Source organism: Runella sp. MFBS21 (assembly GCF_029433105.1).
In the GTDB taxonomy this organism is placed as follows: Bacteria; Bacteroidota; Bacteroidia; order Cytophagales; family Spirosomataceae; genus Runella.
Genome location: NZ_JARNTW010000004.1, coordinates 20,062 through 44,183, shown reverse-complemented (window position 1 = coordinate 44,183; position 24,122 = coordinate 20,062). Strand labels below are relative to the sequence as shown.

At 43.1% G+C, this 24,122-nt stretch carries 14 protein-coding genes; 6 read left to right on the top strand and 8 right to left on the bottom strand.

Features of this window, described 5'->3' with window-relative positions; translation table 11 throughout:
- Positions 1-47: 47 nt before the first annotated feature.
- On the top strand, positions 48-2,600 hold the full coding sequence (locus tag P1X15_RS10565; protein WP_277338101.1) for a M1 family metallopeptidase: 2,553 nt from the start codon (positions 48-50) through the stop codon (positions 2,598-2,600).
- Between the two features lie 17 nt (positions 2,601-2,617).
- Here the strand turns inward: P1X15_RS10565 and P1X15_RS10560 are convergent, their stop codons facing one another.
- Positions 2,618-3,586, bottom strand: a complete 969-nt coding sequence (locus P1X15_RS10560) for a hypothetical protein (protein WP_277338100.1) — start codon at positions 3,584-3,586, stop codon at positions 2,618-2,620.
- Positions 3,587-3,597: 11 nt separating this feature from the next.
- Positions 3,598-4,587, bottom strand: coding sequence for an OmpA family protein (locus P1X15_RS10555; RefSeq protein ID WP_277338099.1), 990 nt, complete (start codon positions 4,585-4,587; stop codon positions 3,598-3,600).
- Between the two features lie 228 nt (positions 4,588-4,815).
- Here P1X15_RS10555 and P1X15_RS10550 point away from each other — a divergent pair, with 228 nt between their 5' ends.
- Positions 4,816-5,616, top strand: a complete 801-nt coding sequence (locus P1X15_RS10550) for a hypothetical protein (protein ID WP_277338098.1) — start codon at positions 4,816-4,818, stop codon at positions 5,614-5,616.
- A 46-nt stretch (positions 5,617-5,662) separates the two neighbouring features.
- Here the strand turns inward: P1X15_RS10550 and P1X15_RS10545 are convergent, their stop codons facing one another.
- From P1X15_RS10545 to P1X15_RS10520, 6 genes are all read right to left on the bottom strand, one after another.
- On the bottom strand, positions 5,663-6,001 hold the full coding sequence (locus tag P1X15_RS10545) for a hypothetical protein (RefSeq protein WP_277338097.1): 339 nt from the start codon (positions 5,999-6,001) through the stop codon (positions 5,663-5,665).
- An 85-nt stretch (positions 6,002-6,086) separates the two neighbouring features.
- Positions 6,087-6,959, bottom strand: coding sequence for an esterase family protein (locus P1X15_RS10540; protein ID WP_277338096.1), 873 nt, complete (start codon positions 6,957-6,959; stop codon positions 6,087-6,089).
- A gap of 147 nt (positions 6,960-7,106) precedes the next feature.
- Positions 7,107-8,486 (bottom strand): RagB/SusD family nutrient uptake outer membrane protein, encoded by a 1,380-nt coding sequence (locus tag P1X15_RS10535; protein ID WP_277338095.1) that lies wholly within the window; start codon positions 8,484-8,486, stop codon positions 7,107-7,109.
- An 11-nt stretch (positions 8,487-8,497) separates the two neighbouring features.
- Positions 8,498-11,512, bottom strand: coding sequence for a SusC/RagA family TonB-linked outer membrane protein (locus P1X15_RS10530; protein ID WP_277338094.1), 3,015 nt, complete (start codon positions 11,510-11,512; stop codon positions 8,498-8,500).
- Positions 11,513-11,664: 152 nt separating this feature from the next.
- Positions 11,665-12,123 carry a hypothetical protein gene (locus P1X15_RS10525; protein WP_277338093.1) on the bottom strand — a complete coding sequence of 153 codons (459 nt, stop codon included), beginning with the start codon at positions 12,121-12,123 and terminating at the stop codon, positions 11,665-11,667.
- 267 nt (positions 12,124-12,390) lie between these two features.
- The gene (locus P1X15_RS10520) at positions 12,391-13,698 is read right to left on the bottom strand and encodes a hypothetical protein (RefSeq protein ID WP_277338092.1); all 1,308 of its coding nucleotides are present in this window, start codon (positions 13,696-13,698) and stop codon (positions 12,391-12,393) included.
- 337 nt (positions 13,699-14,035) lie between these two features.
- Between P1X15_RS10520 and P1X15_RS10515 the strand changes: the two genes are divergently transcribed.
- The 4 genes from P1X15_RS10515 to P1X15_RS10500 all read left to right on the top strand — a co-directional run bounded on the left by P1X15_RS10515 (position 14,036) and on the right by P1X15_RS10500 (position 24,109).
- Positions 14,036-15,229 carry a DegT/DnrJ/EryC1/StrS aminotransferase family protein gene (locus P1X15_RS10515; RefSeq protein WP_277338091.1) on the top strand — a complete coding sequence of 398 codons (1,194 nt, stop codon included), beginning with the start codon at positions 14,036-14,038 and terminating at the stop codon, positions 15,227-15,229.
- Between the two features lie 54 nt (positions 15,230-15,283).
- Positions 15,284-17,956, top strand: a complete 2,673-nt coding sequence (locus P1X15_RS10510; protein ID WP_277338090.1) for a glycosyl hydrolase 2 galactose-binding domain-containing protein — start codon at positions 15,284-15,286, stop codon at positions 17,954-17,956.
- A 268-nt stretch (positions 17,957-18,224) separates the two neighbouring features.
- Positions 18,225-20,567: a hypothetical protein gene (locus P1X15_RS10505; RefSeq protein ID WP_277338089.1), complete on the top strand. Its 2,343-nt coding sequence runs from the start codon at positions 18,225-18,227 to the stop codon at positions 20,565-20,567.
- Positions 20,568-21,004: 437 nt separating this feature from the next.
- Positions 21,005-24,109: a SusC/RagA family TonB-linked outer membrane protein gene (locus P1X15_RS10500; RefSeq protein ID WP_277338088.1), complete on the top strand. Its 3,105-nt coding sequence runs from the start codon at positions 21,005-21,007 to the stop codon at positions 24,107-24,109.
- Positions 24,110-24,122 lie beyond the last annotated feature (13 nt).

Genomic DNA, 24,122 nt, shown 5'->3' with positions numbered 1-24,122 from the left:
GATTACTTTTTTGATTATCAACGTCGTAAGAACAAAGGATTTATCTAATGTCAAAAAATCTCGCTATACTTTCTTTATTTATATGCTTCACCTTTGGGGCGTTTGCCAGAGGTAGTTCTCCTGCCGACACTACTCGCAAAGCTCCTACTTGGGCACCAAAAAAAGGTCCTTATCGCCCCACTAGAGCTCTCAAAAATGATATTTTACATACCCAATTAGAAATGCGTTTTGACTGGCTTCGTCAACATGCGCTTGGCTCTGCTATTATTACATTTAAACCTTATTTTTATCCCCAAAGCACCCTCGAGCTCGACGCTAAAGGACTAGAAATTAAAGGAATATTTCACCTTGATACCCTCGCCCGTCGCGATTCTACTACCGGACAAATGGTTCGAGAGTTTATTTCAGACCCTCTCGAATATACCTACGACAAACGCCTCCTTACAATCAAACTTCGACGTAAATACAGCCGTTTCGATACCTTACATGTTTTGATTGATTATGTAGCCAAGCCCAACGAACTTCCTGATAATCTGAGAGGGCCTAAAGGCGACAAGGGGCTTTATTTTATCAATGCCGATGGCCTCGACGAAGGAAAACCTCAACAAATCTGGACACAAGGCGAGACCGAATACAATTCTTGTTGGCTTCCGATGGTGGATAGCCCTAATGAGAAAATGACCCAAGATTTTCGGTTGACGGTAGAAAATCGCTTTAAAACAATTTCGAATGGAAAGCTAATTTCTTCTACCGTCAATCCAGACAGTACCCGCACCGACCGCTGGGTACAAAAACTCCCACACGCACCTTATTTGGCGGCATTTATAGTAGGAAATTTCGCCGTTGAAAAAGAAACGCTTCCTAATGGCCTAGAACTAAGCTACTATGTAGAGCCTGAATATGGCCCTCATGCCAAAGCGATTTTTGGCCGCACCAAAGAAATGATTGCTTTTTTTGAGGAAAAATTTGGGGTCGAATATCAGTGGGATAAATACGCGCAAGTAGCGGTTCGAGATTTTGTAGCAGGTGCCATGGAAAATACTTCTATCACCGTACACGCCGAAAATGTACAAACTGATAGCCGTGCGCTCCTCGACGGCAATTCCGACAATGTGATTGCCCACGAACTGATGCATCACTGGTTTGGCAACTTGGTTACCTGCGAATCATGGGTACATTTGCCCCTCAATGAAGCCTTTGCCAACTACTCCGAATACCTTTGGAACGAACACAAAAAGGGTACTGAAGAAGCTGATTTGTGGGCACAGGGCGAGCTACAGCAATATTTGGGTGAAGCCGAACAAAAACAGGAACCTTTGATTCGGTATCATTATACTGATTCTGAAGATATGTTTGACAGCCACTCTTATGCCAAAGGAGGACGCGTGCTGCACATGCTTCGCAAATATGTGGGTGATGAAGCATTTTTTACGGCTTCTCGCAATTATCTCATAAAGTACGGTTTTGGAACTGCCGAAATCAATGACCTTCGCGAAGCTTTTGAAGAAGTAACGGGCGAAGACCTCAACTGGTTTTTTAATCAATGGTTTTTATCATCAGGTCATGCCAATCTCAAAGTAGAGAAAACTTGGGCTAATGGCAAGATCAATCTCAAAATAAACCAACTACAAGATTCTACCTATACCCCTATTTATCGCTTACCTCTTAAGGTAGATGTATGGGTCAATGGGCAAAAAAAGAGTCACGATATTGTAGTCAATCAGGCCAAACAAACCTTTGAATTTCCGGCCCCACAACCACCCGATTTAGTCGATTTTGATGTTGAAAAACAAATTTTAGGAGAGGTTGATTACGAAAAAAGCAAGGCTGAGTGGATTTTTCAATACAATAACTGTGATAAATATTTGGCTCGCTACGAAGCCCTCACTCGCCTTGAAGGGCAAATGATTGACTCTACGGTACGCAATCTGATGATGCGCGCAATGAGCGACAAGTTCTGGAAAATCAGGCAGTTGGCTGTTTCTAACTTTTCCGAATATGACGGATTACAGTTTAATGAAGTAGAGCGAACTCTTCAAAGTAAAGCCCGCGTTGATCCTCATCCTCGGGTACGTATGGAAGCTATTATCACGCTTGCCTCCTTTGGCGACAATACCAACGACCCTCTTTTCCGCGAAGCCCTCAACGACAGTTCTTATCAGGTGGTATCAGCTGCACTTGATGCTTACCTTATTGGCAAGCCTGATGATGCTGCCGACGTCGCAGCTCGTTTTGAAAATGCCCCCAACAGCGAAATCATAACCGCCGTGGCCAATTATTATGCAGGATTGGGCAAGCCTGAGCAATATGACTGGTTTATCCAAAAAATGAACCGTCTTAAAGCCGCCGAAGTATATAATTTCTTGCAGGTATTTGGTAAATATCTCATTCGTTCCAATACGCAGGTGCAGCGCCGTGCCCTTCCCATGCTCGAAACCACGGCTCGCAACGCCCCCGCTTATTTTGTTCGTTTTGGTGCCTATCAAGTATTGGGCCTTCTGACGGATATTGAAGGCGTAAAAGCCATGCGTAAAGACATTCGCAATGCCGAGCGCGACCCCAAACTCAAAGAAATGTACGGCCAATTTGCTGACTTCTAATATTTTACCCAAAGTCACTATCTACGCCTAGGAGAATTTGCTTCTTCTAGGCGTAGTTTTATGTAATCTGCATAATCTGAATCAGTATTTGAAGCATAAAACTCCTCCAAGTAAGGCTGATAAAAAGCTTTGTTGGAGGCATAATGTGGCGTAATCGCAATTTGCTCATACAACAAAACTAGTAAAAGTTGAGTCCTTAAGTTGCCCTTATAGTGCGTACGGACATACTTAAACAAAGCCGCAAACTCTTCACCTTCGGCAAAAGTATCTTTTTTATAACACCCACATTCCAATTCCACAAGCCCATACAGCGCAGGAATCCTAAACATGGAGCCTACATTCAGTGAATCGGCGATAAGTTCGGATTTTAGTTGGGTCAATTCCTTTGACAAAGGTAGCTCTCGAAACGACCTGTTTCGGTGCCTCAACCACGACGCCATCCATTGATAACTCCGTTCTTTTTGGAGATAATTCATAAATTCTTTTGAAAACCCACCCTCCTGCCTCAACTGCGCTATTTGAACTTTACTATCTCTTTTGACCGAATCCAAATACATCTCGGCATCTTTCCAGTGTCTAAAGTTTACATTCATGAAATAAGGCTCCGTAAAAGACTGCTGTTTCACTAGATTCTTCATCATTTCCCATTCTTTGGCCCTTTTACCTTCAAACATCAGCTTTCCTTGCATAGATACCCTCACAGTAAGCGTATCTTGCGGAAACAAGAAAAGAGGAATCATATCGGCGGGTTCTTGTTGAAAAATCAGCACACTTGGCGATTTGTCACTCACTACTACGGTTTCTGTTTTGAAGGCATTTTCACTTGAGAAATGATGATGAAACTGTCGATTTGGGTACAGAAACTTAGTACGTTCATAAAAAAATAGCCCTTGTTTGGGTGCCAACTTTACCATTATATACGACTGAGCAGAAACATGCGCCACTAGTCCGCCCCACAACCCAACTGTTAGAATCCAATTTTTCATCTGTCCATTTTTTACAAAAATGTAATCTTAACACGTCGATTTTTACTTTTGACTTCTTCACTATCATTAGAAGTAGCCGTTTCGGACGAACTTTTCCATTCTATTTCAAGTTGCTGCGGTGAAACTCCTTTTTCTAACAAATAGCTCTTGACTCTTTTGGCGCGATATTCCGACAAAATCATATTTTTTGACCGCTCTCCCACGCCATCAGTATAGCCCGTGATGAGCGCCTTCCTATCCTTCTCGTTTGTTAAAAACCCCGCCACCGAATCCAATTCCATTCGAGTTTGCTCCGTGAGGTCATGACTACTCTGTTTAAAATACAACGATTTAGGTTTAAGTGAATTAACTCGCGACTCATCAAGTTCGACAATATCTTCCTTTACTTCATTATCTTGAATAGTCATTTCCAAAAAATTAATCCCTGCCAAAATCGTAAACTCTCGTTTCATCACTACTTTTCCCGTTTTTGTAAAGGCTTTATATACATATTTTCCTTCCTCATGGGACAAGGTGATTACGGAAGAGCGTTTGTAGTAATTTTTATTGGTGTAAAACATTCCATATCTAGTTGTATTAACTATATCCCACCGATGCTCTAAGTCCAAACTATCTACTATCGCAAATCGGTATATATGCCATGTAGGAACTGCTAAAGGCAAAGAGTCTTTTTCGCTCATTTCTACAAATAAAGGGAATTTGGCCGCACTTGAAACTTTCCCAACAAAATGAATCGGATAAGTAACCGTATGATAACCCTTTACCTCAAACGAAAGGTATTGGGTCGAATCGGGTATTCTGAAATCCCACTTGCCAGTGGCGTCGCATTGCCCCAATAGTTGTTTTCCTGTTTTGAAACCCGCATATACGGCACTGTTTTTTAGAAAATCTTTGGTGGTATTGTCTCGGCAGCTCCCATAAATTCCCACGGTATTGTTGACTTGGGTTGTTTGTTGTGGGGCAGAAAACAAGGCGATAAGGCTCAATAAATAGCTGTACATGGTGTTTGAAGAAATAGGTTTAGAAAAAATAAGACAATGTTGATTTCTGGTTCCTAAATGTAAAACTATTTTTTTAGTTATAAAAATTAGTTTTACATTTTTTCTTCTATTACCTCTATACGACTATTTCGACACTTCGGCTTGTATTTCCAACATTTCATAAATCTCGCTTTTTCTTGTGTATTCTATTCTGATAAACTTTGTGCATTCAAAATACAGCCAATACATATGAAAACTCCTTCGTTGCTTTCCTTTGCCATTGCTACGGCGATGCTTTTATTTTTAAACGCTTGTCGTCATACACACGGCGAATCTACTCCTGAGGAGCCCCTCTCGATTCCTCCCAAGCTCCAAAAAGCTTTCAGAAATGAGACCGAATTTCAGGAGTTCAAATACGACGCTGCCGGTCGTATTACTCAGTATATCTCGCAGTGGCAATATGTCATATCAGACCCAACGCAAGTGCAGCGCATCGAAAATACTTTCGAATACAACACCGCAGGGCAGCTTATCCGTGTAAACTCCAACCGTGGTTTTCATGATTATCATTACAAAAACGGTATTCTAGAGCGTATTGAAAGCTTCTCGGGAGGAAGATTGATTTCAACTACTTATCTAAAATTCACGATAAAAGGCCAGGTAAGTGAAAGAGAAGAAGTAACTCCCGAAGCCCATCAACAGCCCGACAGCCCTTCTAAAACAAAATGGGTGTATACGTATGATTCAAAAAGCAACTGTACCCACGTGGATTATTTTTTGTTTCTCAAAAACCAGTATGAGTTATATGAAAAAATAGATTATAGCGGTTTTGACAACAATTACAATCCACTAAATCTTGTGGCTTTTTATCCATACGTCCCTTCCGCGTTGTTTCATATCAACAACCCCGCCAAAGCAGTTACTACCTCGGCCGCGACGGGAGCGCAGAATATTACGACCTTTGGGTATCAATACAACGAAAAAGGGATACCTATTTCAAAAACCACCACTTATCACAACGAGCCTAATACACTTCATTTTCAATATTAAGGCGGAACTCCCCTGAGGAATAAATTTCTTCAGGGGAAAAGCCAAGCTACCAAATTGATACTACGATAATCAACAGCGCAAGTACAAGTTGAATCACTACTTTCAGAGTGAATGTTTGCCCAAAATGAATCGGATACAGGATAGAACCCACAATGACGCCCGTCACAAAAAATAAAAAGCGATTAGACCACATTGAACCATTAAACCCTTGAACACCATATTCGGAGGCTTTAATCCAGAGAAAAGTACAAGCTAGGGCTAACAAATAAGGGTAAAAAGAAGTAATCCATTTAGGAGATTTGAACTGCCAATACATAATGTACCAGTGTCCAAAAGAGCCGAGTAGAAACAAAAGGGTAGAAAGGAAAATTTTGGAGTAATTCATATCTCAAGAGTTAGGGGGTTAAGACCTTAAATTTACATCTAACCCCACTAATTCTCAATATGATTGTATGACCAATATTTTAAATTTAATATTGGTGAAAAGCATCCGAAATAAAAGACAGCACCGTAGGAAGTGCACGTCGCCAATAAGTCCACGTATGCCCACCGTCGTAGATGCGAAATTCGTGAGGGATTTCTTTTTTACGCATCGCGATATGAACCAAAGAATTTCCTTCGTACAAAAAATCATCATCTCCGCAGTCGATATACCACCTAACCGCTTTCTTTTGGTCATCGGGCATATTTTTAATGAGTTCGAGTACACTTTGCCGTTTAAAGTAAGCTTCTATTTCGGCGTCAGTATAGTTTGCATCAGGGTTGGCGCGTTTTAATTGTGCTTTGGTATCTTCAAGCGCCATAGGGCCAGTAGCTGCACTCAACGGGCAGGCCGATGAAAACAACTCAGGATGATGTAAAGCATAGGTAAACGACCCGCCTCCGCCCATCGACAAGCCTGCCACTGCTCTAAAGCGTTTTTCGGTTTTGATACGGTAAGTTTTTTCTACGTAAGGCATGAGTTCTTGAAAAAAGAAATCTTCATAACGCCACTCATTTCTAACATCGTTGGCATAGCCGCGCTGCCCTGTATTGGCATCGGGCATCACGATAATCATCGGAGTAGCTTTGCCTTCTTCAAAGGCTTTATCAGCAATATGCTGCACCTCCCCAAATTGGACCCAGCCTGTTTGGTCATCGCCAGCCCCGTGCAATAAATACAACACAGGATAGCTACGCTGTGAAGTTTCATAGCCTGGAGGTAAATAAATAGCGTATTTTCGGTCGCTTTTCAAGATTTTGCTCGGCACAGTTAGGTTATCATATACCTTGCTCGACTGCGCCTTTAAGCCATTGAAAACAGCCAATAGCAACATTATTGACAAAACATTTTTCTTAATCATGTTTTTAGGGTTTAGATGAATAATCCATGTCAAAAGACAAGCTTATGGTTGATTATACTTAATCCAAAAGAAAGCCCATGACTTAACCCTACAAAAAAATCCTCGCCACTGTAAGTAGCGAGGATTTTATCAAAGTAAAACTCAGATTTAGCGTGTTTTCACGTATTCATCCCAGTTAATTTCTGCCTGAGGACGAGCGAGTTGTTTAAAAATAGTCCCTCGGTCGAGTGAAATATCTACGTTTTGGGCATTGAGACGGTCATAACGACGCAAATCCACCCAACGGTGTCCCCAAGGCTCAGCCCAGAGCGAATAGCGACGCTGAAACAAAATCTCATCAATCAACGCTTCTTTGGTGGTAGCTCCTGCGTAGTTTCCAATACCCGCCGCAATACGAATGCGATTGATAGCCGCAAGAGCAGCTTGCGTATTGCCTAGTTGAGCATTGGCTTCGGCGGCAATCAGGACCAATTCTTCATTACGCAAAAACTTCACCTCGCTTGTATTGGAAGCAAAGCGACGGTCTTGGTATTGACCTGATAAAGGAGTTCCGTCGGAGGTCACTGAAACGGGTGCTGTACGAAGGAAAAACTTATTACGTACACGCGCATCTCCCGCAATCGTATCTCTCAATACAGAAGGATGAACCACCATCATAGTGGTTACGTTGGCATTTTGCACAAAAAACAACGGATTGAAGGCATCAGGAGGTGCCCCGTAGGTATGCGCGGGGCCTAAGTCAAGGCTACCCGTAAGGCTATAAAAAGAGCCATTGAGTGCCTCTACCGCCTCTTGCCACTGCTGACGATACACCGCCAAACGTGCGGCAAGACCACGATTGAGCTGTCGCAAAGCCGCAATTGTATTGAAATTGTTAGCGGTGAAACCACTGGTAAGACGCAATGGGAAATTACCCGTTCCAGCATTTCCTAATTCGGTATTACCTTCATCCAACACACGTTTGATTTGGGTCAAAGATTCCGCCAAAGGCAAGAAAGGTCCTGGGTTTTGGACATCTTTTACATCAATCCGAATCCCATTTTCGTATTGCCCCATCGCTACCAGTAAGTATTGATAAGCCATGATTGTTTTGGCAAATCCTGAAACCGCATTTTTTTCCTGTTCGGTAAAAGTATTGGTATTTTGAACCGCATCAATCACCGTTTGTGCTTGTCTAATTGCAAAATAGGGGTTTTGATAGGACGCCAAATATCCAAACATGTTGACCGTGGCTTGGCGGTTGTTCATACCGAGCCAGTCAGTTTGCCAACGTGGGTCGGAGGCATTGAGATACCAAAGTTCTCGTCCCATACTTCCAAAGAGCATCGTAACCGTAAATACATAATCACGGTGGCGCGATTCTAGGCCTGTTACTAGGCTTTGAACTTGATTACGTGAAGCATTTTGAGACACACTTCCCAAAGAAGGGTTGTTGGGGTCGTTGGGGGCACTAAGTTCAAAAAAGCTACAAGAGCTCATGAGCATTAGCGCTATTAATATTGGCGTATATAAACTTAATTTTTTCATGATGTTCGAGCTTAAAATTCTACAACTAAATGACCAAAAAAGCGACGCTGTGTAGGATAAGGAGCAATATCCACACCCGAGCCTACAGCTTGTACCCCAAAAGTGGAAGTCTCTGGGTCATATCCAAAATAATTGGAGAAAGTGAGCGGATTCTGAGCTGATACTCCCAAGCGCACGCGCGAAATTTTGTTGTTAAACCATTTACCCAATGAGTTGGTCGGAACGCTATAGTACACTGCCACCTCTCGCAAACGCACATAAGACGCGTCTTGTACCCAGCGGTCGGCCCCATTATAAGGCGCTAGCCCTCGCTGACGACCATTGGGGACCCCATCACCGTTATCGTCGTCGTCCCAGTCAGGAGTAGTTCCACCTGAGTCCATCAAAAACTGCGAAAGGTTGATATTATCACCACCTTTTTTCCAATGCCAAAGCATATTGACATCAAAGCTCTTGAAAACTGTAAATTCGTTCATCCAAGACATCTGAAAATCGGGTTGGTTGTCGCCCAATATAAAAGCACCTGTGCGTACCCCTTCGGTCAATGGCGTGTCATTGGCGTCACGCGCAGGACGAGTGCCGACGATGGTAGTAGGTGAAAACCCTTCTTGATACAAAAACGTACCGAGCGATACGCCAAAAGCTCCTAAATTATAAGCCGGGATGCCTAGACGAGTCATAAGAAGGTCATTTTTCCACCACATCAAGCGCGAAAACCAGCGGAAGTTCTCTTTTTGTACAGGACTAGCTCCCAACGAAAATTCAAGGCCACGGTTTTGAAGCTGCGCCAAATTACTAGGAATCGTGCTTATGCCCACGGAAGGCGACAATTGAAGGTTTTGAATATTGCTACGAGTTTGTTTGTCATAGTAAGTCGCTTCCAGTTGGATACGATTGTTGAATAGTCCTAAATCTAATCCAAACTCAAGCTCACCTGCCCGCTCAGGCTCAATAGCGGCATTGCCTGCGGCAGTAGTCACTACTGAACCTAGCAATCCACCGATATTAGCCGAATTGAGTGGCGTAAAAGTAGTTCCAAAACCTGGCACACCGGCAGTTTCTCCGTAAGCTACACGAGGTTTGATTTGAGAAAATATTGAAGCAAGATTACTACTTCTAATAAAATCAAAATTGGCAAGATTGACGGCCAAAGATGCTTTAGGAAACGCCCAAAACTTATTGGCATTGCCAATGAGAGTTGATTTATCCCAACGAACCCCCGCCGTAGCGATGATTTTGTCGTCCCAGTTGGCTTCTTGTTGGATAAAAGCTCCTACGTCATTGACGGTCTGAAAACGTTGGTCAAAAATTTCTTGTACCGTACCTTGACGTAAGTTAGTTTGTCCTCCCGCCAATCCACGCGAACGGTTGAGAAGGCGATCCTCACGGAATTTGAGCCTCACTGCGCCTGTCTGTGACGTTAGATTCACTTTGCCGATATTCCAGTTGTATACCAATGCCGCTTGTAGATTCATGTTCACATTTTCTGTTTTGCCCCACATTGCATCACCAGGATTACCTTGGGCACGCTGGTATTGCAAATCTTCAGGCAAATAGATTTGGGTAGTATTTTGGGTATAATCTACGCCCCCTTGACCTACAAATTTTAACAACGATTTCTCAGATTTATAGAGATTGGCCGTCAAATTAAACGATTGAATAAAACGGTTGACATTAGTATTATTGATACCTCTTTCAGTCACGGCTACCGGGTTTTCAGAAAAATAAGGGTTGTCGGGATAACGCCCACTTTCATCGGCAAACAAATTGAAATAATTGGGCACATACGACATGTTGTAACCTATACTTGCGCCTGAATTATTCTGGTTTCCCGTAAACCCGCGATCGGTATTAGAATTGATATAGTTTGAACCGACCGACAACGTAATATCTTGGGTCAGTTTATGGTCGATGTTAGCTCTAAACGAGTAGCGCTTAAAACCAGTACGACGGATGATTCCTTTTTCGTCAGTATAGCTTCCCGAGATAAAAAATTTGGTTTTGTCGGTTCCTCCAGAAATTCCCAAGCGAGTATTGGAAAGGGGGGCCGTGTTGCCGTAAAAATACTTTTCATAATCCCACGTTTGGCCATTGGCTGCCCGAAAACGCTCAAGTTCGACGGGTCGGCGTGCTGCGGCAAAGAAAGTATTGATTTTTGCTTCCGACCAGCTATCCACCCCCAAGAGTTTTTGAGGCGTAGCAAATCCGTAATCCTGCGCAAAAGAAACTTTGGTCTTGCCCGCACTTCCTCTTTTGGTAGTGATGATGATAACACCCGCGTTGGCACGAGTTCCATAAATCGCCGCAGCAGAAGGTCCTTTAAGTACCTCCACGTTTTCGATGTCATTGGGGTTAAGGTCCGAAATACGGTTGGCGGCGTCATCTTGGGTTTCGGCACCCGCTCCAGTTACTGAAGCACGTCCCGAACGGTTAACGTTGTTGTTGGCATATACCCCATCAATAATGTAAAGTGGCTGGGAAGCGCCCACCAACGACGAAACCCCGCGCAACTGAATCGAGACCCCACCACCAGGCGCACCACCGTTGGTATTCATATTGACCCCTGCCAGCTTTCCATAAAAGGCATTATCAACTGTCTGGATTTGGGTGGTTCCCATAAGCTCCTTTGCCGAAATCGTTCCTATGGCATTGGCTAGGTTGGAGCGTTTGATACTAGTCGCCAAGCCCGTCACTACCACTTCCTGTAGGTTGGAGACATCTTCTACGAGGGTCACATCAATGACGCTGCTGTTGCCTACGGCCACCTCTTTGGCCTGAAATCCAATCGACGAAAACACGAGGGTGACATTGGTTTGGCGTAGAGAGAGGGTATAAGTACCGTCAGTACCACTAGTAGTTCCGGTAGTGGTTCCTTTCACCACTACATTTACCCCAGGTATAGGGCTTCCGTTTTCTGTTTTGATGGTGCCGCTGATTTTATTTTGAGCAAAAGCAGCTACACTCAGCAGCCATAGATTTGCGCAAATTGCCAGCTTGGCTACCAATAGTAAGGTAGTTTTGTGCATAGAAATGGATAGATTTAATTTAGGAAAAAATTTTAACTTAAATTAAATCAAAAAACACCATTAGTAGGCAAAATGTTTTTTTAAATTTTGGGTATTTTTTATTTATCGAGACATTTGCTTTGAGTTTCAAAACTTCTATTACGATATATAGCTCATTTATCAATGACTGTAGAATGCATTTGCACAAGCCACCATTTTCTTTTTTTCTTGACTAGTATCGCACTCTCAAGCCATCTCACTTTTCTTTTTTGTTGAGTTGTAATGTTGGTCAAGTGAGCAGTGTTATAATACCCTACCCAAGCGATATTTTTTTGGACTTTGAAACTTATAAAATTAAACTCATTTGCCCGCTCCCAAGTCTTTTTGTGGGTTTTTCTTTTGTTGATTAGATTGATTAGGGTATCATTTGTCCAACGGGTCCCTACTTCGTATAACTCAAAATCAGAAGTACAATTTCTCTCCAAATACTTTAAGTCGTCTTGGGAAAATAGTTCAAAAAAATCAATAATAACGCCTTTGATAGCTGTAGTGTCTTTCTCTGAATGTTGAGCCTTTGCCCCACCATGACTTCCAATAAAGCACAATATCAATAAACAAATTTGTTTTATCATTTTCAAAAATTTCCTTTTAAAGTAGGAAAGCAATTAATCAATTTTTGGTTCTAAAAACAAATTTATTACTGGAAAGTAACACTATTTCTTGTACACTATTTTACTAATAATAAAGCCTAAATAAGCAATATCAGTCATATTATTTAACATCCCAAAAATCAAAAATCAAAAAACGACCCCTGAATTAGGAGTCGTTTCTCTAAGATACACAAAAAAAAATACAATCTAAATAGGCATATTATTTTACAAACAACCTTGCATCATTATTTATTTTTTTTCTTCCTCTACAGGAGGTGCGCCAAAGCGTTTGTGGGCATGCTTAAGTTCTCCGTGCGAATTGATGAGTATCAACGTCAACAAAGCTATCACTCCTAGGACTAACCCAAAATTACGCACCCACTTATTGCCTACAATCAGGCGAGGGCTAAACTCTGGTTCTATTTTTCGAATCACAAAGGCAACAATTACCCAATTCACGATATAGAGATATTGCTCTATGCGGTATCCACTCATAAAAGCCCCCGTTACTAACAAACTATATACCACATACAACCCCCAATGCCCTAAAAACAAGCCATAGACTTCGTTGGCACTATAAGCAATAGGATTGGGCTTGGCCTGATAATAACGTATCCACCAAAAAGCCGTAAATAACAACACCAATCCAAGAGATACGAACTGTACTCCTCCAATAACGGGGCTATCAGGAGTAAGATTGAGATTAGTAAAAATTCCTTGCAAACGCTCCGTTCCAAACGACTGCTCCCATACCGTAAATGGAATCACCAAAGCTACCATGAGTAGCGGAAACCATACTTTGGACTTGGGCTGGGTAGCTTCAGTTTTTTCCCACTGTGAAGTAAAAGTGCCATAAGCCATCCCTAACCCTCCAAAGAAACCTAATGAGTACTCCATTACATTCCAAAAATTAAATTTAATACCGGTAAGCCCACCTAGCACTTGCAAGAAGTTGCCAAAGGCAAAACCAAAACCACCGCCTAAGCCCGAAAAAACAGCCACTCGCAGGGCAGACATTTGCTTTTCGCGAATCATGTACCAAGTAAGGGCGACGGCTGCCCCAAAACAAGCCGCCCACATCTCCGAACGAGGTGGAGTCATGAGCCAGCCAAATTCCTCAATCATGAAAAAATAGAATAAAATAGCACCGACCGTCATCTCCACTATCAACTGATGCCACTTAATCGGTTTAGCAGATGAGTTTGCCAAAGCCAAGCCAAACAAACCTCCTCCCACATATCCATACAAACCCCCTACCACAAACAAGCTCAATAGGCCATAATACACATTGACAAAATCATTGCCACGGCCATACCCAACCAAAATACCGTAACTTGCCAAGCCCGTCAACCCCCAACCCAAAGCTCCTGCCAAGGTAGCTGCAAATACTTTGGCGTACCAATCAGGCCGTTTGGCAATGACCAATATACTAAGGGCCCCCACGGCACCGGCCCAGGCAGCACCATATTCGTGCCCAAATTGCCCTCGAATAGCCCAAGCGGTCGCCAATGACATCCCTACCATGAGCATGGATAAATAGAGTTGTTTGTTTTTCATTCTTAAAAAGGATAAATTAAAGGTTTAGTCTTATCTTTTTGATATACCCATCTAATTCAAAAATGGGCTACTTCGAGCACTGTTTTAGGGGAATTAGGGGAATAATTTTAGCTTATTTCCCTATCATGACATGGAGTCTATGGGCACTTCCAATAGCCCAAATACCAAAAAATTCAGTATTATTTTTTAGTATTTATTTTCGATATACGTTTCATAGATTTGTATGATTTAGGCTCGCTGATGAGAGACTACCATCTAAAAGAAAGCCTATTGCTTATTGCCTAAAGCATACAGCCAAATAGCTACATACTTTTATCAAACATTAGAGCAATACATTGTGGAAACAGTAGAAAAAACCGTAAAAAAGACCTTTTCTTGGCCCATATTCGACGAGACCGAAGTGGAAGCTGTAGCCGAAGTAGTAAGAAGCGGCAAATGGGGCAACCCCGATTGTGGTGATTTAGTCGAAACCTTTGAGAAAGAATTTGCCGCTTATTGCGGAAGCAAATATGCCATTAGCTGTGTCAATGGCTCAGTATCCTTGCGATTGGCACTCATTGCCTGTGGGGTAAAGCCCGGCGATGAGGTTATCGTACCACCTTATACGTTTATTGCTACTGCATCTACCGTCATTGAAGCTAACTGCGTACCGGTGTTTGTGGACTTAGACCCCGACACATACAACATCTCTCCTGCGGCCATAGAAGCAGCTATCACTCCTCGCACGAAGGCCATTATTCCGGTGCATTTTGGGGGGCAAGCCTGTGATATGGACGCTATCATGGATATTGCCAAACGTCATAGTCTGAGAGTCATAGAAGATGCCGCTCACGCCCACGGTGCCGAATACAAAGGCAAAAAGCTAGGTTCGATTGGCGATGTAGGAAGCTTTAGTTTTCAGTCTTCCAAAAACCTCACCGCCGGCGAAGGTGGTATCGTAGTCACCGACGATGACGAGCTTTATGCTATGATGCACTCCCTTCGCAATGTGGGGCGCATCGAAGGTGGACAATGGTACGACCATTACAATCCCGGCTGCAACTATCGAATTACGCAAATGCAGGCCGTACTGCTTTCGGCGCAACTCAAACGCCTAGAAGCTCAAACTCTCACTAGAAACGAGAATGGACTTTATCTCAACCAATTGCTTACCCAAATAGAAGGTATCACGCCTCTCCAACGCGGACTAGGTGAGACCGTTCATTGTTATCATATTTATATCTTCAAATATGATAAAACGTATTTTAACAACCTGAGCAAAATTGAATTTGTAGAACGACTTGCCGCCGAGGGAGTTCCTTGTTTTAGAGGCTATCCTCATCCTTTATACAAGCAACCTTTGTTCCAAAACAAAAACTTCATGTGTTATGCCATTCCAGACGATGTAGATTATACGCAGGTATACTGCCCCGTAGCAGAGCGAGCTTGTAGTGAAGAGGCCGTTTGGATTTTACAACATGCTATGCTAGGAGACAAAGAAGACATGGAGGCATTTGCAAAAGCAATCAAAAAAATACAAAGCGAGGCTTGACTGATTTAGCCACGAATATATTTCTTACTTGGGGTCACACCTACACCATCAATTATGATTAATACGACTTTAAAACTTTCTTTTTTTATACTAATAGTAGCTGCGCTTTCGAGCTGCGGCTCAAAACTCAAAATCGAAGACCATCCCCTACGCGAAGGATGGATGATTGCGTCTTCCAAAGAAGTAACGGGCGATGCCAAAACTTTATCTGAAACTATCGGCTCGGGCGAAAAATGGTACAAAGCTACTTTGCCTACCACTGTTTTAGGAGCCCTTGTAGACGCAGGTGAATACAAGGATGTATTTGTAGGTAAAAACCTCGAAAAAATACCACGTGCCCGCTTCGAAAATACTTGGTGGTTTCGCAATACGTTCACCTTAGAAAGTTTTGAAGCTCAAAAAGAACAAATTCAACTACTGATAGAAGGTATCAACTATCGCGCTAATTTTTGGGTAAATGGTCAGCCAATTGCTACACAAGATACCCTTTTTGGGGCATTTCGTCAATTTGAGTTAGACATTACAAAAGCCGCCAAAAGTGGAGAAAACACCTTGTTGGTGGAAATTTTCCCGCCCAAAGTACGTGACTTTTACATGGGATACGTGGACTGGGCTCCTACTCCACCCGATCATTTTATGGGGATTTACCGCGATATTCGCCTCAAACGCTCCGGAAAAGTTTCTCTTCATGCACCTTTTGTAGCACCTGACGTAGACACCAAAGACCTCACAAAAGCGTCCCTTACGATTACTACTGAAGTCGAAAATCACGGCGATGAAGCCAAATCGGTGGAAATTTCGGGAAAAATCGAAGAGATTAGCTTCAAAAAAACAATACAACTTGCACCGCATCAGCGCCAAGAAGTGAAATTTACACCCGAAGAATTTGCTCAACTCAACCTCAAAAATCCGCGCCTTTGGTGGCCAAACGGCTTGGGAGAGCCCGCACTTTATCAATTACAATTAGAAGTAACCGACCAAGGTACTACCCAAGATACGCAAACCACGAAATTTGGAGTACGCAAAATCGAAACTTACCTCAACGACAAAGGCGTCAGAGGCTATAAAGTCAATGGCCGCGATGTGCTTATCAAAAGCGGTGGCTGGGTCGATGATTTGTTTTTGAGATATATGCCCGAAAAAGATGCCGCCCAAATCAGGTACGTCAAAGAAATGAACCTAAATTCACTTCGTTTTGAAGGAATTTGGGGCAACAATCATCATATTTATGATCTCTGCGACGAAAATGGTATCCTGCTTATGGTGGGCTGGAGCTGTCAGTGGGAGTGGCCCGATTATCTGGGTATGGAATTAAAAATCAAACCCGGCGATGAAAACCTTCCTATCAACGAAGGGGTAGATTTGTACGCTGTAAAACTCACTCCCGAAGAAGAAACGTTACTATCTAACTACTTCCGCGACCAAGTTAAGTGGCTTCGCAATCACCCTAGTATTTTCACTTGGGCAGGAGGAAGCGATGCCATGCCCAAACCTTCGTTGGAAAAAAGATACCAAGAAACCCTCCAAAAATACGACCCTACTCGCCAATTTTTGGTTTCGTCGGGAGCGTTTGTCAGTACCCTCACAGGCTCGTCGGGCATGAAGATGAACGGTCCCTACGAATATGTACCCCCTGTATATTGGTATGAAGACAAAAAATTGGGTGGTGCTTATGGTTTCAATTCTGAAGTAGGCCCTGGCCCTCAAATCCCGCCTATTGAAAGTATCAAAAAGATGATTCCCGAGGCCGATTTGTGGCCGCCCGACAATTCGATGTGGAACTATCACTCAGGTCGGAAGGATTTCAATACCATGGGCGTATACCTCAAAGCCCTCAACAACAAATACGGCACACCTGCCAATTTGGAAGAGTTGGCGATGAAGGCACAGTTGATGAACTACGAAGCTATCCGCCCGATGTTTGAAGCGCACGTCATCAATCGCCCCGTAGCGACAGGCGTAGTACAGTGGATGCTCAATTCGCCCTGGCCTGAATTTTATTGGCAATTGTACGATTATTATCTGATGCCTACGGGGGCTTATTATGGTACAAAAAAAGCCGCACAGCCTATCAATATCATGTATGATTACTATCATCGTAGTATCCATGTAAGCAACGACACCCGTGCTGCTCTCAAAGGTTATGAGGCTGAGATAAAACTGTTAGACCAAAACTCCAAAGTGATTTTTGAACAAAAACAATCATTTGATTTGGCCGAAAATACTGTCCAAAAATGGCTTCAATTACTAGCTTTACAAGGCCAAAAACAGGTGTATTTTTTAGCTCTAAAATTCAAAAACAACGCAGGCGAAGTAATAGCGGATAATTTTTATTGGCTCCCTACTCAAACCGACGAACTAGATTGGAAACAATATTTTTGGTTTTATACACCTCAAAAACAATATGCAGATTTCACCGCTTTAAATACGCTTGCCAAAGTGAAAGTGCAAGCCGATAAAACAGTGAAAGAGCAAAAAGACGAGTATGAAATAAGTGTCAAACTCTCTAATCCTTCGGACAAAGTGGCGTTTTTTATTGAACTAGAATTAGCCAAACAGGCCAAAGGAGCCGCTATTTTGCCCATTTTCTGGAGCGACAACTACGTATCACTTTTACCCGGAGAAACCAAAACAGTAACTGTAAAATGTGCTAAAAAAGAAGCAGGTTCCCAACCCATTGTAAGAGTCAAAGGCTATAACTTAGACAATAGTTTTGTAATTCCTTAAGATAAACTAACGATGGCAGCGTTTTGAACGCTGCCATCGTTTACCAATACGTTTACCAACCCGTTGTGAGAGTCAAAAACTATAACTTAGACAATAGCTTTATGATTCATTAAGATAAACCAACGTTGGCAGCGTTCACCAATACGTTTACCAACCCGTCGTGAGAGTCAAAGGCTACAACTTAGACAATAGTTTTATGATTCATTAAGATAAACCAACGTTGGCAGCGTTCAAAACGCTGCCAAGGTTTACCAATCCTTTCCAATTTATGTTTTATAAACTGAATCTCTCCTTTTTGGGTGTGCTATTATGTAGTACCCTAGCAGCTATAGCCCAGCCCATTAGCCTTAAAAATGCTACACTATTGGTATCTCCATCGGTGCTTTCTCCTATGAAAGAAACGGCTCCGCAGATGCTTATAGAAGAAGTGGCTAAACGCACCAATCTTACCCTCAAAACCAGTACAGCTTGGCCCAAAACCAATACTTTAACCATCGCTTTTGTCCTCTCTAGCGACCGTGAGTTGTTGGGAAAAACAATTCCTGCAAAAAACGACAAAAACGGAGCAGAATACAAAGCCGAAGGTTTCCGCATCGTCAGTGAAATCACCCCCAAAGAAAGTACGCTGTGGATCATTGGTGCCGATGCTCGTGGGGTGTTGTTTGGAACGGGTTGGGTATTGCGTAAACTACAGTGGCTAGCTGGCACGGCACAATTAGAAACCAAATTAGATATCGCTACCGCGCCTACTTACCCTATCCGAGGGCATCAGTTGGGATACCGACATACTGCCAACTCTTACGATGCTTGGAGCGTGGCCCAATACGACCAATATTTTAGGGAATTGGCCATTTTTGGAACCAACGCCGTCGAAGGAATTCCTTTTCACGAAGATGATAAACCCAATCCTCATTTTAAAATTCCTGCTTCTGAAATGCGTATCAAAATGGGGGAACTTTGCCAACGCTACGACATGGATTATTGGGTGTGGACGCCCGTCACGTTTGAACTGACCGACCACGACAAACGCGCCGCTGAGCTGCGCCTTCATGAAGAGTTTTACCGTAAATGTCCTCGCCTCGACCATATTTTTGTACCTGGTGGTGACCCCGGCGACAATCACCCCCGTGAAGTATTGCCTTTTTTGAAAGACATGCACCAAATCTTGGTCAAATACCATCCCAAAGCCAAAATCTGGATTTCGTTACAAGGATTCAGCGTCGAACAAACCGACTATTTTTATAAATATCTTGCCGACAACAACCCCGATTGGCTTCAGGGGGTGGTATCTGGCCCAAGTAGCCCTCCGATGCCCGAAACACGCTTTCGTTTACCTAAAAAATACCAACATCGCCAATATCCCGATATTACCCACAATGTCCGTTGTGAATTTCCGGTACGAGGCTGGGACCAAGCCTACGCCCTCACCCTAGGCCGCGAAGCTATCAATCCTCGTCCTTATGCTTTTGCCGAAATTCATCAAACGTATGCGCCTTTTACCGATGGTTTTGTGTCCTATTCTGACGGTTGCCATGATGATATCAACAAGGCCATTTGGAGTATGAGAGGCTGGAATCCTCAGCTAGAAGTCAGAGAGATTTTGACCGATTATACCAATTTCTTTTTTGGGAAAAATATCTCAGAAGCCGCAGCCGACGGTATAGCCGCTTTGGAAAACAACTGGAAAGGTTCGCTTGTCCAAAACGGCGGAGTCGAAACTACTTTCTCTTTCTGGAAAAATTTAGAAACTAGCCACCCAGCACTCAAAAACAACTGGCGTTGGCAAATGCTCCTCCTCCGTGCTTACTATGACACGTACACGCGTCGGCGGTTGATTTATGAGCAATCTCTTGAAAAACAAGCCAATGCGATTTTGAATAATATTTCCAAAAATGATATTTCCAAAACAATGGAAGCTGCATTGGCTACCGTCAATAAAGCCGATGCGGTGAATATTGCCCCCGACCTTCGCCAAAAAATTGAGCAACTTTGTGCGGATTTGTACGCTTCCATTGGCCTTCAAACCAGCGTTGAAAAACACAAAGCCAAAGGCTATGAGCGCGGCTGTGTACTTGATTTTGTAGATTATCCTCTCAACAATCGTTGGTGGCTGGCCGATGAATTCAAAAAAATCAACAGTATAACTTCTGACGACGAGAAGTTGGCGCGCCTTAAAATCATCAGCACATGGGAAAATCCCGGCCAAGGAAGTTTTTATGACGATGTATCGAGTGTAGCCAAAGGAACACGTGTACGGACGTTTTCGGACGACGCCACCGATGTAGCTTGGTGGGATAATGGTTTCAGTAGAGCAAGGCTTTCTTCTCAATTGTTTCAAAAATGCCCCGAACTCGTCTATGACAATCTTCAACCCGGCGCACGATACAACATCAGAGTGGTTGGCTCAGGAGAGGCATTACTCCGAGTAGATGGGCATCGTTTGCAGCCGATAGTGTATAACCGCGACACAGAAACAGTGAAAGAGTGGATTGTACCTCTCTCGCTCACGCAAGATGGCAAGCTTCACGTGACATTTGACGAACCAGAAGAATCACACCTCAATTGGCGCAAGCAGTCCAAAATTTCGGACGTGTGGTTATTGAAACAATAAATTAAAAAGTATCCTCTCCATGCAGCCTCCACCAAGTAAATACAACTTGTGGAGGTTGCATTTTTTTATAGACTTTCTATGTCTAACAATCTACCAAGCCTCGAACTTGGAATGTCTTATTCTACAAAAAAAACAGACATTCCAAGTTTAACAATCTACCAAGCCTGAAACTTGGAATGTCTTAAACATCCAAAAAGTAGACTTTCCAAGTTTAGAAAACCTCCCCTAATTTGGTAAATCTATTTCCCCCTTTTTTTAATTCCTTGCAATCTCCTATTTCAGAAATAGGGGACAAAACTTATTAATTTTTACTGTTTTTTGTCATTTTCTCCCTTGAATTGGGTGAATATATTGGGGGATTATTCTAAGTAATATGCACATGTCTTGACAAAATTCTTACTTTTACGACATTATAACTTCAAATATTCACATAAACCATGAAACAACGTTTACGAAACCTAAGCTTTTTGCTTTGTTTTCTCCTTTCGCTAGAAGGGATTGCGCAAAACCTAACTATCAAAGGCAAAGTAACATCCGCTGAGGATGGGACTGTCCTTCCGGGCGTGAGTGTGGTCGTCAAAGGCAAAACCATAGGAGCTACCACCAATGCCGACGGAGAGTATAGCATCTCTACCACCAAAGGCTCTGAGCTGATTTTTAGTTTTGTAGGAATGGAGAGTCAAACCATAACCGTACAAGACCAATCTACTATCAACATTGTGATGGTACCTGGCGCAAATGTCCTTGGTGAAATAGTGGTAACGGCTTTGGGGCAAACTCAAGAAAAAAGAGCGCTTGGCTACGCCATTCAATCTGTAAAAGCAGAAGAAATCAAAAACTCTGGAAGCCAAAACCTCGTAGGAGCATTACAGGGAAAAGTAGCAGGAGCCGTTATTACGGGTTCGGGTGGAGCGCCTGGTTCAGGTGTAAACATCATTTTAAGGGGCGTCACTTCTTTGAGTGGTAGTGCCGACAACCAACCTCTTTTTGTGATTGACGGCATCATTATCTCGAATACCACAAGTGCTGGCAATCCCCTGCCTAGTGCAGGTACCAACTCACCAGGAGCGGCTGAGCAATTTGCCAATACCAACCGCGCTGCCGACATCAACCCCGATGATATCGAGAATATCTCTATCTTAAAAGGCCCCTCGGCTACTGCTCTTTATGGGCTACGCGCCTCCAACGGTGCGATTGTAATCACTACCAAACGTGGCAAATCTGGAAAGCTCAATATTTCGGTTTCTTCTTCGATTGGAGCAGACGTATTGGGAAAATCGCCCGCGATTCAAACCACTTTTTTACAAGGACGTTTGGGTGAGTTTATTCCGCTAGGACCAGGTCGTACACCTTATCAGTCTTTCGGGCCAGTATTAGATCCTAACAATACTACCGATCAAATCTATGATAACTTTAGAGGGTTTTATCGGACGGGGTTGAGCAACAATAACAATATTACCCTCACTAAAGGTAATACAAAAGGCAATATCTATGTGTCGCTAGGACGTAGCTATCAAACGGGTATCGTACCCAATACTGATTTTGGACGCACTTCTGCCAAAGTGGCAGGTAGCTATAATCTTACCAAAAACTTCACCGTATCAGCTTCGTTGAATTACGTCAATTCGGGCGGAAAACGTCCCCCAGCTGGTGACAAATCTATCTTTAGTGCTTTGAGTTACTGGCCAAACACTTATGATGTTAATGATTATCTAAATCCTGATGGCACCCAAAAGAACATCTTACCCGGCTTCACCGACAACCCTCGTTATTTGGTAGAAAAAAGCCCTCGTATCGATAAGGTCAATCGTTATATTGGCGATATTTCCCTAAACTATAAAGTGAATGATTGGCTCTCAGCCAAATACCAACTTACGTACGACACTTTCCACGAAACCCGTAGTCGTCAAGTAGATAGTACTTTCGACGTAGGTATCCAAGTAAAAGGATTTTTGGTCAATGAATCTTTGAACTTTCGGGAGCTAAACTCTAACCTCTATCTTACTGCTCGCAAAGATTTTAATAGCAATTGGAATGGTTCTTTGATGGTCGGCAACTCGGTGGTAGATAGCAAGCGCCCCGACAGCTACTACATCAGAGGGGAAGGTTGGAAAGCTCCTTTTAACAATACCGTCGAGAGCTATCGCAATCAGCAGAAGCGTTTTTATTCGCCAGCTCATTTCCGAATCGTGAGCTTCTTTGCAGATGCCAAACTCAACTACAAAGACGTTCTTTACCTCAATGCCACGGGTCGAAACGACATCGTCTCAACTTTGCCCCAAGCAAGCAATTCGTTTTTCTATCCATCTTTTAGCGCAGGTTATATTTTTACCGAAAATTTACCCAAAAACAATATACTATCTTACGGTAAACTACGGGCATCGTGGGCACAAGTTGGGAAAGGTACTGACCCTTACGTAACAGGTAATTACTTTGAAATTACGGACAACTTCCCTTACGGCAACAGCGTGCCGGGTTATTTCCGCCGGACTACCACCGCCGACCCTAACCTCAAACCTGAGCGTACAACCTCTATCGAATTCGGTACTGAGCTACGGTTTTTCCGCAATCGTCTCATGCTCGATGCTACCTATTTTACCATGGATAGCAAAGACCAAATCGTAAGAGCTCCGGTTTCCAACGTCTCAGGTTATTCGTTTTATTATACCAACATTGGCCTGATTCGTAACCAAGGCATAGAACTTTTGGCTACGGCTAAACTCGTCAATACCAAGGATTTTACATGGGATGCCTCTGTCAACTGGTCGAAACTCTCAGGCAAAGTGATTGAAATGCCCGCCGAACTTCAAGAGATTTCTTATTATGACAACGTAGTAGGAAGCCTACGCGTACGCCAAGGTAGCAAGGTAGGTGACTTGTGGGGCTATGATTATCAACGTGCCCCGGATGGTCAAATCCTCATCAATGCCACTACAGGCTTCCCCGTCACAAGCACCACACTCACTCAATACGGTAACGCCCTACCCGACTGGATTGGAGGTCTTACCAATACTTTTACCTATAAAGGCTTAAGTGTATCGGCCTTGCTCGAATGGCGTCACGGCGGCGATGTGATTGACTTAGGCGAACGCAACGCCCTCCGCAGTGGTTCTCTCAAATTTACTGAGCGTCGCTACGAACAAGTCGTATTTAATGGCGTAGTAGAGCAAAAAGGAGCCGACGGCAAATCTACCTATGTCCCTAATACCCGCGCAGTGTATCTCGACGATTTGCTTTACAACCCGTCTACTTCTACCCGTTTCAACGGTTGGTCGCATCTAAATATCCAAGATGCTTCTTGGATTCGGCTTCGTAACGTAAACGTTGGCTATGCTTTACCTAAAAGCCTCATTGGCAAATCGGTATTCAAAAATGGGGTTAGATTCAACTTTACGGCGACCAATTTGTTTCTCAATACACCATTCCGTGGTTATGACCCTGAAGCGTTGTCATTTGGTTCGGGAACCAACATCATCGGTTTCGTAGGTCGTAACAACCCTGCTACCCGTAGCTTTATTTTTGGAGTAAACGCCAATTTTTAAAATCTCAGCACCA